Annotated in this window: 10 protein-coding genes; 9 read left to right on the top strand and 1 reads right to left on the bottom strand. The window is 73.3% G+C overall.

What is annotated here, in order from left to right; translation table 11 throughout:
• The first annotated feature begins 69 nt into the window (after positions 1 to 69).
• The 9 genes from ACZ5LB_RS01430 to ACZ5LB_RS01390 all read left to right on the top strand — a co-directional run bounded on the left by ACZ5LB_RS01430 (position 70) and on the right by ACZ5LB_RS01390 (position 9,487).
• Positions 70 to 639 carry an RNA polymerase sigma factor gene (locus ACZ5LB_RS01430; protein WP_464604384.1) on the top strand — a complete coding sequence of 190 codons (570 nt, stop codon included), beginning with the start codon at positions 70 to 72 and terminating at the stop codon, positions 637 to 639.
• The gene (locus ACZ5LB_RS01425) at positions 636 to 1,256 is read left to right on the top strand and encodes a cupin domain-containing protein (protein ID WP_464604383.1); all 621 of its coding nucleotides are present in this window, start codon (positions 636 to 638) and stop codon (positions 1,254 to 1,256) included. The genes ACZ5LB_RS01430 and ACZ5LB_RS01425 overlap by 4 nt, the downstream gene beginning before the upstream one ends.
• A gap of 46 nt (positions 1,257 to 1,302) precedes the next feature.
• Positions 1,303 to 1,800, top strand: coding sequence for an SRPBCC family protein (locus ACZ5LB_RS01420; protein WP_464604382.1), 498 nt, complete (start codon positions 1,303 to 1,305; stop codon positions 1,798 to 1,800).
• A complete protein-coding gene (locus ACZ5LB_RS01415; RefSeq protein WP_464604381.1) occupies positions 1,797 to 2,567 on the top strand; it encodes a DUF1365 domain-containing protein in 771 nt (256 codons plus the stop codon). The genes ACZ5LB_RS01420 and ACZ5LB_RS01415 overlap by 4 nt, the downstream gene beginning before the upstream one ends.
• Positions 2,567 to 3,727 (top strand): class I SAM-dependent methyltransferase, encoded by a 1,161-nt coding sequence (locus tag ACZ5LB_RS01410; protein WP_464604380.1) that lies wholly within the window; start codon positions 2,567 to 2,569, stop codon positions 3,725 to 3,727. Before ACZ5LB_RS01415 ends, ACZ5LB_RS01410 begins: the two co-directional genes overlap by 1 nt.
• The gene (locus ACZ5LB_RS01405) at positions 3,724 to 4,509 is read left to right on the top strand and encodes a DUF1295 domain-containing protein (protein WP_464604379.1); all 786 of its coding nucleotides are present in this window, start codon (positions 3,724 to 3,726) and stop codon (positions 4,507 to 4,509) included. Before ACZ5LB_RS01410 ends, ACZ5LB_RS01405 begins: the two co-directional genes overlap by 4 nt.
• Positions 4,510 to 4,589: 80 nt before the next feature.
• Entirely contained in the window at positions 4,590 to 5,078 is a 489-nt protein-coding gene (locus tag ACZ5LB_RS01400; protein ID WP_464604378.1) for a GreA/GreB family elongation factor, read from the top strand.
• Positions 5,079 to 5,246: 168 nt separating this feature from the next.
• Entirely contained in the window at positions 5,247 to 8,309 is a 3,063-nt protein-coding gene (locus ACZ5LB_RS01395; protein ID WP_464604377.1) for an RCC1 domain-containing protein, read from the top strand.
• Between the two features lie 155 nt (positions 8,310 to 8,464).
• A complete protein-coding gene (locus ACZ5LB_RS01390; RefSeq protein ID WP_464604376.1) occupies positions 8,465 to 9,487 on the top strand; it encodes a ketopantoate reductase family protein in 1,023 nt (340 codons plus the stop codon).
• A 7-nt stretch (positions 9,488 to 9,494) separates the two neighbouring features.
• On the opposite strand, the gene ACZ5LB_RS01385 is transcribed toward ACZ5LB_RS01390, so the two are convergent.
• The gene (locus ACZ5LB_RS01385; protein WP_464604375.1) at positions 9,495 to 12,086 is read right to left on the bottom strand and encodes a hypothetical protein; all 2,592 of its coding nucleotides are present in this window, start codon (positions 12,084 to 12,086) and stop codon (positions 9,495 to 9,497) included.
• Positions 12,087 to 12,123: the final 37 nt, after the last annotated feature.

Genomic DNA, 12,123 nt, shown 5'->3' with positions numbered 1-12,123 from the left:
GACCGGTCCCTGGCCGCTTCACCCGGGGCCCCGGCGTGGTCTAAAGTGAGAGGGCGAAACGGCATTGCCATGACCCTCCCCCTCCCGAGCCCCCCTGACCTGGCCGGCTTTTCCGACGAGGGGCTGCTTGCCCGGATTGCGGCCCAGGAGCAGGAGGCCCTGGCGGAACTCTTCCGCCGTTACGGCGGCCGGGTCCTGGCCTACGTGCGCGCCATGGCCTCGCCGCCCTTCCCCCACGAGGACGCGGTCCAGGAGATCTTCCTCTCCCTCTGGCGAAAGGCGGGGCTCTACGCCCCGCAGGGCGAGGGGGCGGCCGGCTGGATCTTCACGGTGACGCGGCACAAGGTTTTCGACATCCAGCGGAGCCTGGGGCGCGTTAGGGAGACGGGCGATCTCGACCCGGACATCCTGGGCGGCGCCCCCGGGGAGGCGGATCCGACGCTGGCCCCGTCCATCCAGAAAGCCCTCGCCATGCTTCCCGACGACCAGCGCGTCCCCATCCGATTGGCCTACTACGGTGACTTGACCTACGACGAAACCGCCCGCAGGCTCGGGCTCCCGGTGGGTACCGTCAAGACCCGCATCCGCGCCGGACTCTCGGCGCTCAGGACCCTGCTCCAGCGAAGGGGAAACCCATGAACCCCCGGTTCCACCCCACCGAGGACCACTGGCTGGACTACGCCTCCGGCCAGATGGAAGGCGCCTCCCGAAACCTCCTGGAGGCCCACCTGGCCTTCTGCGAGACCTGCCGGCGGCAGGCCGCGCGGGACCTCGCCCCCGGCGGCCTCCTCCTGTCGGAGGTGCCGCCGGCTCCCGTGCCCACCGGCCTGCTCGGGGGGATCCTTGCCCGCCTCACCCCGCCGGAGCCCCCCCGGGTGGGCGCCGAGGTCCTTCCCCTGCCCCCCGACCTCTGGCCCCTCCTCCCCCCCCTCCGCGGCGCCTCCTGGCGGGGGGCCCTCACCCGGGGGTTCCGGTTCCTGGAAGCCTCCCCGGGACTCTTCCTCATCCACATGCGGAACGGCCGCCCCTTCCCCGAGCACATGCACCTGGGCCTGGAACGCTCCGTGATCCTGGCCGGGGGCCTGGAGGACGCCGGCACCATCCTCGGAGCGGGCGACTTTGACGAGGCGGACGGTTACCGGGTCCATGCCCCCGTGGCCCTTCCCGACGAGGACTGCTGGATCCTCGCGAGCCTCGCGGGCCCGATCCGCTTCACGGGCTGGCGGGGCGGCCTGCAACGTTTGGCCGGCGGCTGAAATCCAGACGGCGCTTTCCACCGTTGGGGTATGCGGAGGTTGATCCATGAAGCTGCCGCCGCTTCTGAAGTTGTCTGCCCGGGACCAGGTCCATAGATTCGAGACGATCATCCCCCTACCCCGGGCGGCGGTCTTCGGTTTCTTCTCGGATCCCGGGAACCTGGAGCTCATCACGCCACCCTGGCTCTCCTTCCGGATCCTGACGCCGCCGCCCCTGCCCCGGGGCCGGGGCGCCATCTACGACTACGCGCTCCGCGTCCACGGTCTATCCCTGGAATGGCGCACCGTCATCCGGCGGTGGGAGGAGGGGCGGCGCTTCGAGGACCTCCAGGTCCGGGGCCCCTATGCGAAGTGGCACCACGTGCACACCTTCGAGAACGCTCCGGGGGGCGGCACCCGCATGGTGGACGAGGTGAGGTGGAGGCTGCCCTTCGGCTGGGTGGGGGCCTTGGCCCTGCCTTTCGTGCGGCGCGACGTGGCGCGCATCTTCAGGCACCGCGCCCGCGTGCTGCGGGAACTTCTGTCCCGGATGCCGTCCCGGTGAACGCCCTGTACCTGGGCACGGTCCGCCACCGGCGCTTCGCCCCGAAGCGCCACGCGTTCACCTACCCGGTCTTCATGGCCTTCCTGGACCTGGACGGGCTGGAGCGGGCCATGGGGGTCTCCCGCCTCCTGGGCTTCAACCGCTTCGCCTGGGCCTCCTACGATGACCGGGACCACCTGGGCGGTCCGGGCCTCCCCCTGCGGGAGCGCCTCGCGGCCAGCGCGCGGGCCCAGGGGATGGATTTCCCCGCGGGCCGCGCGGCCATCCTCACGAACCTGCGCTTCCTCGGGTACGGCTTCAACCCCGTGAGCTACGTCTACGCCTGGGACAAGGACGGGCGCCTTTCCCTCATCGGCGCCGAGGTGACCAGCACACCCTGGAAGGAGCGGACCCTCTACTGGATGCGCCCCGGAGACGCGGCCCGGGGGTACGGTTTCGACGTGCCCAAGCGCATGCACGTATCGCCCTTCATGCCCATGGACCTCCGCTACCGCTGGACCTTCACCCCCCCGGGCGAGGATCTGCGGGTGCGCATGGCCCTCCACCGGGGCGCCGACTTCATCTTCGATGCCGACCTCCGCCTGGAGCGCCGGGACTGGACGGCCCCGGAGATCCGGAGGGCCCTCCTCGCTTTTCCTCTCCACGCATTCAAGGTCATCACGGCCATTCACTGGGAGGCACTGAAACTATGGCTCAAGCGCGTGCCGGTCTTCTCGAAACCGGGTCCCTCCGTCCCGGCCTCCTCGCCGCTGCGGCCCGGAGTCTGATGCTCAGGGCCCTGGGGGGCCTCCGGGATGGCTGCCTGGAACTGCACCTGCCCGACGGCGTCCGCGTCTTCGGGGATCCCGCCTCCGGCCTCCGGGCCCAGGTGGCCATCCTCGACCCGAGGACCTTCCTCAAGGGGGTCCTGGGGGGTGAGGTCGGCCTGGGGGAGGCCTACGTGGAGGGCTGGTGGAGCAGCCCCGACCCGGTCGCCGCGGTGCGGGTCGCCCTGCGCAACATGGCGGCCCTCGACGGCGGCCCCATGGCCCTGGCGGCCAAGGCCCTGGGCCGCATCCGGCACCGCCTGCGCGCCAACACCCGGCGCGGCGCCCGCGCCAACATCGCCGCCCACTACGACCTGGGCAACGCCTTCTACCAGCTCTGGCTGGACCCCACCATGGCCTACAGCTCGGCCTACTTCCCGGAGCCCGGAACCTCCCTGGAGGAGGCCCAGGAGGCCAAGTACCGAATGATCTGCGGCAAGCTGGACCTTGGCCCCGGGGACCGTCTCCTGGAGATCGGATCGGGCTGGGGCGGCCTGGCGATCCATGCCGCGCGGGTGCATGGGTGCCGGGTCACCACGACCACCGTCAGCCGGGAGCAGTTCGACCTGGCCCGGGAGCGCGTGCGGGAGGCGGGGCTCCAGGACCGGATCGAGGTGCTCCTGGAGGACTACCGGGACCTGCGGGGGACCTACACCAAGGCGGTTTCCATCGAGATGTTCGAGGCGGTGGGCCTCGGGAACTACGACGCCTACTTCGGCGCCGTGGACCGCCTCCTGGAGCCGGGCGGAACCTTCCTCATCCAGACGATCACCATGAACGAACCCCACTTCGAGGCCTACCGGCGGGGCGTCGACTTCATCCAGCAGCATGTCTTCCCGGGGTCGGAACTGGCGAGCCTCCTGGGGATCCACAGGAGCCTGGCCCGTGCCACCCGCCTGGCGGTGCGCGGCCAGGAGGACCTGGGCCTCCACTACGCGCGCACCCTGCGGGCCTGGCGCGAGCGGTTCCACCGGCGCCACGAGGACATGGCCGCCCTGGGCTTCGACGAACGCTTCCGCCGCTTCTGGGACTACTACCTCGCGAGCTGCGAGGGGGCCTTCCTGGAGCGGCACGTCAGCGTCGTCCAGTTGCTCCTGGAGAAGGACGGGGGGCGGCCATGACCCCCCTGGCGCTGGCGGTCCTGGCCCTGGCCCTGGGCCTGCCCTTCCTGGCCTGGCTCTGGTACCTCCGCACGGACCGCGCGGACTGGATCGACGTGGCCTGGGCCTTCAGCCTGGGGGGCCTCGCCCTGGTCTTCGGGGCCCTGGGCACGGGCGATCCGGTCCGCCGGACGATCCTGGCGGCCCTGGGGGGCGCCTGGGGCCTCCGGCTGGGTTCGCACCTGGCCCGCAGGCTGGTCCGGTCGAACCGGGAGGACGGCCGCTACCTCGCGCTGCGGGAGGCCTGGGGCGAGCGGCCCCAGGCGCGGTTCCTCGGCTTCTTCCTCCTCCAGGGGGTGCTCAACCTGGTCCTCTCCCTGCCGTTCCTGCTGGGATCCATGGACCCTGACCCCGGGCCCCCCATCTGGACCCTGGCCGGGGCGGCCGTCGTGCTCCTGGCGGTGGCCTTCGAGACGGCCGCGGACCAGCAACTCCAGGCGTTCCGGGCCCAGGCCGGGCCCGGCCAGGTCTGCCGGCGCGGCCTCTGGGGGTGGAGCAGGCATCCCAACTATTTCTTCGAATGGCTCGTCTGGGTGGGCTTCGCCGTGGCGTCCCAGGGCAGGCCCGCGGCCCTGGCCGCCTTCCTTTCGCCGGCCTTGATGTACCTCCTCCTGACCCGGATCACCGGCATCCCCCCCACCGAGGCGCAGGCGCTCCGGACCAAGGGCGATGCCTACCGGGAGTACCAGCGCGACGTCAGCGCCTTCCTGCCCCTTCCCCCCAGGCGCGGGAACCGGACCTAACGGGCTCGACACCCCGTATGATCAATCGGGAACCCGTGGAGACGTTCCACGGGACAGCGCATCCGGGAACGGAGGGGGATGTGAACCGAGCCTTCATTAAGGATCCCGACGACGCGGCCCGGCCGGAGGTGCCGCCGGAACGTCCCCAGAGCCCCCACCCCAACTACGTCACCCCCGCCGGGCTCCAGCGGCTGCGCGCCCAGGCGGCGGATTTGGCAGCCCGCCTGGACGAGGCCGGCCCCGCCATGGATCCATACGAACGGGCGCTCCTGCAGCGGGACCTGCGCTGGGTGGAGGGGCGGCTGCAGCGGGCCGTCCCGGTGGATCCGGCCGCCCAGGCGCCGGACCGGGTCCGGTTCGGAACCACCGTGGAGGTGCGCCACGAGGACGGAAGCACCGAATCGCTCACCATCGTGGGGGAGGACGAGGCCGATCCGGGCCGCGGCCGGATCAGTTGGCTGTCGCCCCTGGCGGAGGCGCTTCTGGGCGCGGAGCCCGGCGACGAGGTGGCCTGGCGGAGGCCCGCGGGGAAGACGCGCCTGGAGATCCTGGGGGTGCGAAGCTCCTGAGACTTCGCCCGGAGCACCTGGGCAACGGAGGTGTCCGGCGCGCCCGGCCCCGTCCCGGCCGGGGTGGAGTAGTGACTCTATATTCCTTGAAATACAAAGGAACCCGGACTAGAGTACGGCCGCTCCAATCAACAGTTTTTTGGCCTGCATGCTTTCTGGGAGGTGCCCATGGCCCGTCAGCGGCTCGGACTCCGGACGCGGTACGCCACGCTCGCCCTTATGGCGGCCCTCGCCGCCGGCTGCGGCGGCAGTTCGGGAGGGGGCCCGACGCCCCCCGCGGACCCGTCGATCACGGCCTTCTCCGCCACGCCGGCCCTGGTGACCCGCGGCGCCACCGTGGACCTGACGGCCACCTACCGCGACGGCACCGGCACCGTGGACCACGGCGTGGGCGCCCTGGCCAGCGCGGCCACCGCCCACGCGACGCCCCAGGAAACCACCACCTACACGCTGACGGTCACGGGCAACGGCAAATCCGTGACCCGCACGGCCCAGGTGGATGTGGCCGCGCCCCCGATCCAGCCGGTGGTGCAGGCCGCAGCCCAGGCCACCGAGGGCCAGATGGCCCTGGCCGCCTCCGTGCCGGCCCAGAGCGGGTGCACGTTCACCTGGACCCTGACCTCCGGCACCGTCACCGCCGGCCAGGGCACCGCGCAGATCACCTTCACCGCCGGCGTCCCCGGCAGCCTGGGGATCTCCTGCGTGGCCACCAACGCCGCCGGCACCGTCTCGGAGCCGGGCACCGCCACCTGCACGGTGGTCGCCGCGCCCCGGGTGACCTCCTTCCAGGCGTCGCCGGCCATCCTGACCCAGGGCGACACCTGCAGCCTCACCGCCACGTTCACGGGCGGCACGGCGGTGCTGCAGCCCGGGGCCGTCGCCCTGGTAAGCGGCCAGGCCGTCCAGGTGGCGCCCACCGCGGAGACCCACTTCACGGTGACCGTCACCAACCCGCTGGGCGTCAGCGCCGCCCTGGGACTGGATGTCCAGGTGGTGGCGCCGCCCGTAATCACCGCCTTCTCGGCGGCGGGGGACTGGCTCCCCATGGCCCAGGGCCTCACGCTCAACGCCACCTTCACCGGCGGCACGGCGGTGGTGCGGCCCGGAAACCGCACGATCGTGAGCGGCACGGCCCTGCCCTGGACGGGGCCGATGCCCGATCGCTTCGAACTGGCCGTCACCAATGCCGCCGGCCGGGTGGCCACCCTGCGCGCCCAGGCCCGGCCCCGCCGCGCAGTGGCCCTGGCCCGGAGTGGCTCGTGGATGCTCAAGGACGACGGGACCCTTTGGGTCTGCGGCCAGAACGCGACCCAGGTGCCCATGGGGTATCCGGACTGGACGCCGGACACCTCGGTGCCCACCCGGAACGACGCCCTGACCGGCGTGGTCAGCCTCGCCGGCAACAGTCTGGAAGCCCTGGCCCTGAAGGCGGACGGCACCCTCTGGCACGTGGCGGCCAACGGCACGTTCGCGCCGACCCGGATCCCGGACCTGCCCGCCATCACCTCCGTCGCCTCCACCTACTCGCACAACCTGGCCCTTGCCGCGGACGGCACGGTCTGGGCATGGGGAATCAATGCCGCCGGCCAATTGGGTGACGGCACCACCACGAATCGCGCCACCCCGGTCCGGGTGACGGGCCTTCCGGCCATCGTGGGCCTCCACGCCGGATACAACTGCAGCTTCGCGTTCGGAGCGGACGGCACGGTCTGGGGCTGGGGCAGCAACTACTACGGGCAATTGGCCCGGGCATCCTGGGCCAGTGAGCTCACCCCGGTCCAACTTCCGGGCCTGCCCTATCCAGCCTCCCTGGCCTCCACCCGCCTGGGCACCTTTGCCCTGGACTTCGAGGGGCGCCTTTGGGCCTGGGGCGCCTTCCCCGGCAGCACCAGCGACACGGCCGTCACCAGGCAGGCGGACATCCCCGGCGCCGTGCGCCTGGTCTCCGCATCCGCCATGACCGCCGTTCTGACCCTGGACGGCAGTCTGTGGACCTGGGGCGAAAATTTCTCGGGCTGTCTCGGCGCCGGGGACTTCACGGATCGGTCGTCCGCATTCAAGGTCGACCTGGGACCCGCCCTGGATCTGGCGACCGATGGCAGGTCCACCCTCGCGCTTCTCCAGGACGGCAGTTTCTACACCTGGGGCGGCAACACCGCCGGGCAGTTGGGCGACACCTTCCCCCTGGACCGCACCAGCCCGGTCGCCCTGAACGTCTCCAACCCCCTCATCACCCTGGCGGCCTCCACCCACTCCACCGCCGCCGTGACGGCGGATGGGGGTCTCCTGTTGTGGGGCCAGGATCTCCGGCTCCCGACCTATCCCATTCTGGCCGTGCCCACCACCGCCCCGGGTTTCGCGCCCCTGGCCAGGCTGGCCCTGGGCGAGCAGCAGGGCCTGGGCCTGCGCGCGGACGGCACCCTCTGGCGCTGGGGCTGGGGCAATCCGGTCACCGAGGGGGACGGCCCGTCCGCCCAGGCGCAGGTGACCGGACTCGGGCCCGTGGCCGACATCACCTCGGTCGGCTGGTCCACGTTCTTCGTGCTCCAGGACGGAACGCTCTGGGCTTACGGCAGCAACAGCACCGGGAACCTGGGCGACGGTTCCACCACCACCCGGACCACGCCCGTCCAGGTGACGGGGGTGACCAACGTGCGCAAGGTCGCGGCGAGCCCCTGGCACACCCTCGCCCTCGACGCCGCCGGCCAGGTCTGGTCCTGGGGCGACAACGCAAATGGCCAGTTGGGGGATGGAACGCTCACCCCCCGGACCTCCCCGGTCCCGGTCCCCGGCATGACCGGCGTGACCGCCCTCACCGCCGGGGCGACCTTCTCCGCGGCCGTGCGGGCCGACGGCATGGTCCTCGTCTGGGGCTGGCTGCCGCCCTTGGGCCAGACCCCACCCACCGTGCTCCCGGGATCGGCCAACACGACGGCCCTGGCCGCCGGCGAGCAGCACCTGCTGACGCTGCACGCGGACGGGACGGTGCGCTCCATCGGGTATGCCGTGAACGGGCAGACCGGCCAGGGCAACCGCGATGACCTGGCCGTACTGACCCCGATCCCGGGCCTCACCGGGGTTCTGGGCATCGCCTGCTCGGGCTACACGTCCTTCGCCTGGGGCGCCACCTTCGCCAAGGGCTGGGGCCAGGACGCGTGGGGCAACCTGGGCCTGGGCCGCATCGTCGAGCGGCCCGCACCCGCGCGCATGGAGGGACACACCGCCTGGTGAGGCCGGGGGACCCGAAGACCCTCCGGCCCGCCTCCACCCCCGGAATCCTTCCCCGGGGTAAGGGTGGTCTGCGCAACGCGGCCCACCGGGTTGCCCGGTCCAACCCGCCACCCCATCCTGGGTTCCACGGCCCGCCCCGGGCCCGGGAGGCTGCCATGCGGATCCTGATCGTAGGCCTCGGCGCCCTGGGTGGGGTCATCGCCACGCGCCTGACGGCCGCCGGGGTGCCGGTGCACCTCGCGGTGCGCAGCGCCGAGGCGGCGCACCGCCTGAAGGTCGCCGGGCTCAGGGTGACGGGCGCGGGCGGGGACGCCTCGGCCCCGGCGGCGCACGTGGCCACCCTGGACGGCGTCGCGGGGGCGGCGCCCTTCGACCTGATCCTCCTGGCCACCAAGGCCCAGGACGCGCTGGCCGCGGCGCCGGCCCTGCCCGGGGTGCTCGCCCGGGACGGTGTGATCCTGCCGATCCAGAACGGCTTCGTGCCCCGGATGATCGCGGACCGCCTCGGCGATTCCCAGGTGGTGGGCGGCCTTTCGAACCTGGGCGCCACCATGACGTCGCCGGGCGTCTACGAGCAGCGCAATGCCGGACACCTGCTCATCGGGGAACCGGCCGGTGGCGAGGGCAGCAGGGCCGCGCCCATCGCCGGGCTCCTGGGCAAAGGGATCGAGGTCCGCGTCACCGGCAACCTCCCGGGCGCCGTGTGGTCCAAGCTGCTCCTCAACTGCGCCGTCACGACCCTCGGCGCCATCGCGGGACTCACGATGCGCCAGTTCCTGGCCCTTCCCGGCGGCCGGGACCTGTTCATCCGCACCTACGACGAGGCCCTTGCCGTGGCCCTGGCCAGCGGGGACCGGCCGGAACGGATGGTGGTGGAGCCCCTGCCCCCCCGCTGGGAAGGACGCAGCCGGCCCGGCCCGGCCTTCGACGCCTGGCTGGGGGGGATCCTGGCCTTCTACGGCGACATCAAGCCCTCCATGCTCCAGGACTTCGAACAGGGCAGGCCCACCGAGATCGATTTCATCAACGGCCACGTCGTGGCCGTGGGCCGCCGGCAAGGGCTGGCGACGCCGGTCAACGGGGCGATCACTGACACCGTACGCGCCATCACGCGCGGAGAGGCGGTTCCCGGTCCCGGTCTGCTGGCCGGGATCGCGGCGGGAACCTCCGGGAGCTGAGCGCCTCTCAGGGCGCGGTCCAGGCCACACGGGTGCGCAGGCCGTCCTCCTCGAAGGTCATGTCCACCCGCACCTCCCGGACGCCCTCGAACAGGCCGAAGTCCTCGCCGGGCTTCCGCTCCGGGAGGAGGGGGCGCCAGGGCGTGCCGTAGCGCAGGTTGCGGGGCATGGAGCCGGGGCCCAGGTCGGCGGCGGGCAGCAGGGGGGCGCCGCCGAAGACCTGGCGGCTGCGGGCCTTGGCGGCCTCAATGTCCAGGCCGGAGGCGAGCCAGGGGGAAAGCCACCGCTGGTCGGCCCAGGCCCGGTCCGCCTGGCCTTCCACCGCCGCCTGCCAGGCGGAGGGAAGGCCCAGGTTCAGGTCGCAGGGCCGCAGGGACAGGGCGGCGTGGGAGGACGCGCCGGGGGCGGAGCCGGAAACCAGGGGGGCGGCCTGGGAGGTGTCGTTGCACACCACCAGCCAGTCGTCCTCCAGGTCCAGGGAGAACCGCAGGGTCACCAGGCCCAGGAGGGAGGCGCTGAGGATCAGGCGCCGGTCCGTCTCCTGGTGGACCCGCCATTCCAGTTCCCGCGGCAGGCCCTGGCGAAGGGCGGCGCTCTGGGCCAGGCGCCCGAAGCCCTCCCGGGCCGCGGCGGGGTCGCGCACGGGGATGGCCAGCGCCACGGGACGGGTGAGGGGGCCCAGGAGGAGCGGGGCCAGGAAGAGGAGCCCCCCCTGGGCGAGGCGGTCCTGGGAGGCCATGAGCCCTGCCGGAGAGCCGCCCCCCACCTGGAGCACGGGGGCCGCGTCCAGGAAGGCCAGATGCGCCTCCCCGCCCAGGGCCCCCAGCAGTTCCCGGGGCACGGGAACCGGGGACGTGCCCAGCAGGCCCGCCCAGTCCGCCGGCAGACTCAGGGTAGCCACCTGGGGCCGGGCCCACCGGGGGGCCACGGCCAGGGCCGGCGCGGGTCCCGGCTTCAGGAACCGGCGGAGCTGGCGGTAGGCGCTCTGGTCCAGCAGGGGGAGGATGAAGGTGTCCAGCCCGTAGGCGCCGTCCCGGGCCTCCAGGCGCAGGGCGATGGGGTCGAAGTAGCGGCTCCAGTACTGGCTGTAGTTCCGGCGGAAGGCCTCGTAGGCCTGGGCCTCCCAGGCCTCCACCTCCACGGGGGGCGCCTGGGGGCGCATGCGGTCCAGCCGGCCCCACACCCGGCTGGCCACCACGCCGTCCCGGACGGAGAGGCCGGACAGGTCCAGGCCGGGCTCCAGGTAGCCCAGCTTGCGCAGCCTGGGAAGGTCCAGGGGGCTGCCGGGCGCGTCCAGGCGCCGCAGTTCCACGGCGGCCGCCACCGCCTCCAGGTCGCGCCGGGCGGCGGCCTGGCGCAGCTGCCCGATGCGCTGGGCCGGGCCCACCAGGCGGCGGATGAAGGGGTCGGAAAGGTAGGCGTAGGCGCGGGTGGCTTCGGTGGGGGCCAATTTGGTGAGCATCACCTTGAACTCGTCCGAGGCGCCCAGGGACCCCTGCCCTCCCGACCGGTGGAGGGCCAAGGCCCGGTCCAGCTCCGCGCGGGAGGTGGACAGGAAGACCCGCCCGCCCTCCCGGGCGCGCCAGGCCTCGCCCCGGGGGGTCGCCACGGCCCGGGGCCCGCCGGCGCCGAACCGGGCGGCGGCCGCGGGGGTGAGTTCGGCCACCACGGTGAGGTCGGTGCCGCCCAGGAGGTTCAGGTCCGGCAGGAAGACCGCGGCCGCGGAGACCGCGCCCAGCAGGCTCCGGTCCACGCCCAGGTCCTCCAGGGCCCGGGCGATGAGGTCCCGGTCCAGGGTGCCCTGGCGGCCGAAGGCGCTCACCCGGGTCAGGAACGCCGCTCCGCCCCCCGCCAGGCCATCCAGGGCCGCCGCGGGTTCCGGCAGGTACAGGAAGGCCCGGTCCGGCGGCACGCACCGGGCCAGGGGTGGAACGGCGGGCTGGCGCCCGCCCAGCATCTCGGCCCAGGGGTGCGCGGCCACGTCGACCCCCGGGAGGGAGGCGAGGGGCACCCGGGGCGCGGCGGCGCCGGGGGCGCCCTCCAGCCCGCGGTCCAGTTGGAGCGTCTCCTCCACGGCGGCGCGGCCCCCCAGCAGGCTCAGGAGGCTGGGGCCCTCCTCCCGGCGGCGGGGGGCAGCGGGTTCGGGCTCCTTCCCTCCGAGGAAGAGCCGGTTCTGGATGGCCCGAAAACCCGCCACCAGGGGCGAGGGGTCGCCGGCCCCCTGCTCCCAGGCGCGGGCGCGGGCGCGGGCCCACTGCTCCAGCAGGGACCGGTCCCCCATCGCTCCCCCTTCCAGGTTCCAGGCCAGGACCCCCGGGGCCCCCTCGAGGCGGGCGGCCTTGGCGCCGGGCACGCGCAGGGCCAGCACGGTGACGGGCCGCGGACCCGGCCCGCCCTGGGCCGCGGGCACCAGGAAGACCTGCCGCACTCCCGCCACGGCCACCAGCTGGGGCCAGGGCTGGCCGGGCGCCAGAACGAGCTCGGCCTTCACCACCTCCAGGCCAAGCGCCGCGTCGCGGTAGCGGGCCACGGTGGCCAGCGGGACCTGGGCCGCCAGGGCCAGCGAAAGGAAGGGCACGGCCAGACGGAGCGGGTTCATGGGATCACCTCACCGCCACCCTACGCGAAACCCCGGT

The sequence above is a fragment of the Mesoterricola sp. MK458 genome, assembly GCF_055384935.1.
The sequence above is the reverse complement of the archived record's forward strand: the minus strand, read 5'-3'. Positions and strand labels throughout refer to the sequence as shown.